Here is a 2,132-nt window from a genome sequence, read left to right as displayed (position 1 = left end):
CCGCCCGTCCCCGTCGTCGCGCCAGTCCCGCGCGCGGTCGCGCGCGGCGCCGGTGAAGAACAGGGCCCCGGGCCGGCCCGCGACCCGGGCCGCGGGCGCCACCGGCGCGGCGAGTTCGGGCGTCCAGCTGCGGCCGCTCTGCTTGCCGGCCCCGCGCAGCAGCGTCCGCCAGCGGTCGCGGCGCCCGTCGCCGGGCCAGACCTCGCCGCGCGCGGTCTGCAGGGGGACGATCTCGTGCGCGCCGAGTTCGACCGCCTGCTCGAGCATGGCCTCGAAGCGCTTGCCCTTGGCGACGCCGCAGGCCAGCACCAGGCGGGGCCGCGCCAGCTCGGAGACGTCGCGGTGCGACGCCCGCACCAGGGCGCGGGCGCGACCCGCGTCGGCGCCGGCGTACTCGGCCAGCACGACGCCGGCGCGCCCGTCGACCAGACGCACGGGATCGCCCGGACGGGCGCGCATCACGTGCAGCAGGTGGTGGCTCTCCTCGGCGTCGAGCCGGATCTCGTCGCCGACTCCGGGCAGGGGCGCGCCCGCGGGCGGTTCGAAGTGGTAGGTGTGCACGCGGACCTCCCCGACGTCGCGGCGGCGTTCAGTCGATGGGCCCGCGGCCGGGCGCGGGGACCCGGGACGAGAGCCCGGCGCGCAGCGACTCGAGCCGCGACTTCTCGTCGGCGGAGAGCTTGTCCGGCGTCCAGGCCAGGATCCGCACCAGCTGGTCGCCGCGGTCGCTGCGGTGCAGGCGGGGCATGCCCTTGCCGCGCAGCCGGAAGATTTTGTGGGTCTGGGTGCCGGCCGGGACCTTGAGCGCCACGCGTCCGTCGAGCGTCGGCACCTCGACCTTGACGCCGAGCATGAGGTCGACCGGCGAGACGGGCACGTCGATGACCAGGTCGTCGCCCCGGCGCTCGAAGATCTCGTCCTCGTGCACGTCGAAGACCACGCGCAGGTCGCCGTGATGGCCGCCCCGCTCGCCGGCGTCGCCGTGGCCCGGCATGTCCATGTAGTTCCCGCGCGCGACCCCGGCGGGGATGCGCACCTCGACGGTCTCCTCGCCGCGCACGGTGCCGGTGCCGCGGCACGCGCCGCACGGATCGGTCACCACGCTGCCGCGCCCGCCGCAGCGGTTGCAGGCGACTTCGGTGACCATCTGGCCGAGCAGGGTCCGCACCACCTGGCGGCGCCGGCCGCTGCCGCGGCACTCGGGGCAGTTCGACGCGCCGCTGCCGTGGGCCCCGCCGCTGCCGCCGCATTCCTTGCACGCCACCTGCTTGCGCAGCTTGACCTTCTTGTGCACGCCGTCGGCGGCCTCGCGCAGGGTGATCCCGACCTTGACCTGGAGGTCGCGTCCCTGGCCCCGCCCGGCGGCGGCGCCGCCTCCGGAGCCGCCGCCGAAGATGTCCCCGAAGCCGCCGAAGTTGCGCAGGAAGGACGCGAGCGCGTCGTTCATGTCCATCCCGCCCATGCCGCCGTAGCCGCCGGCGGGACCGCTCGGCTGCTCGAAGGCGGCGTGCCCCAGCTGGTCGTACTGGGCGCGCTTCTGCTGATCCTTCAGCACCTCGTAGGCCTCGGTGGCCTCGCGGAACTTCTCGGCCGCCGAGGGGTCGTCGGGATTGCGGTCGGGGTGGTGCTTGATGGCCAGCTTGCGGTAGGCCTTCTTGATCTCGCCCTCGGCCGCCTCGCGGCCGACTTCGAGCACCTCGTAGTAGTCCCTCTTCTGGGCCATCCCTGGCGCCTTTCGTTCAGCGAGCCACCACGACGCGGCACGGCCGCAGCACCAGGTCCCCGAGGCGGTAGCCGGCCTGCGCCACCTCCAGCACGGCGCCGGATTCGACGCCTTCCCCGTCCATCTGCATCACGGCCTCGTGGATCCCCGGATCGAACGGGTCGCCCTTCGCCGTCGGGATGGGGGTCAGGCCGCGCGCCCCGAGGATCTCGCGCAGGCGGCCGTGGATCAGGGCGACCCCGCTGCGGACGGCCTCGGCATCGCCGTTCGCGGCCGCGGCCCCGGCCGCCCGCTCGAAGTTGTCCAGCACGTCGAGCAGGTCGCGCAGGACGTCCGCCACGGCGAAGGTCTGGGCCTCGGCGATCTCGCGCCGGGCGCGCTTGCGCACGTTGTCCAGTTCGGCGTGCGC

General features: G+C 75.0%; 3 protein-coding genes. All 3 read right to left on the bottom strand.

The window, feature by feature from the left end; all coding sequences use genetic code 11:
* Positions 1-561, bottom strand: a 561-nt coding sequence (locus Q7W29_11385) for an RsmE family RNA methyltransferase (GenBank protein MDO9172420.1), incomplete at its 3' end; no start/stop codon positions are given.
* Positions 562-589: 28 nt separating this feature from the next.
* The gene (gene dnaJ, locus Q7W29_11380) at positions 590-1,723 is read right to left on the bottom strand and encodes a molecular chaperone DnaJ (protein ID MDO9172419.1); all 1,134 of its coding nucleotides are present in this window, start codon (positions 1,721-1,723) and stop codon (positions 590-592) included.
* Positions 1,724-1,739: 16 nt separating this feature from the next.
* Positions 1,740-2,132 (bottom strand): nucleotide exchange factor GrpE (locus tag Q7W29_11375; GenBank protein ID MDO9172418.1); only part of this gene is annotated, 393 nt, incomplete at its 5' end.

The sequence above is a fragment of the bacterium genome (assembly GCA_030654305.1).
Classification (GTDB): Bacteria; Krumholzibacteriota; Krumholzibacteriia; order LZORAL124-64-63; family LZORAL124-64-63; genus PNOJ01.
Note: the sequence above shows the minus strand (reverse complement) of the source record. Positions and strands in the feature narration are given on the sequence as shown.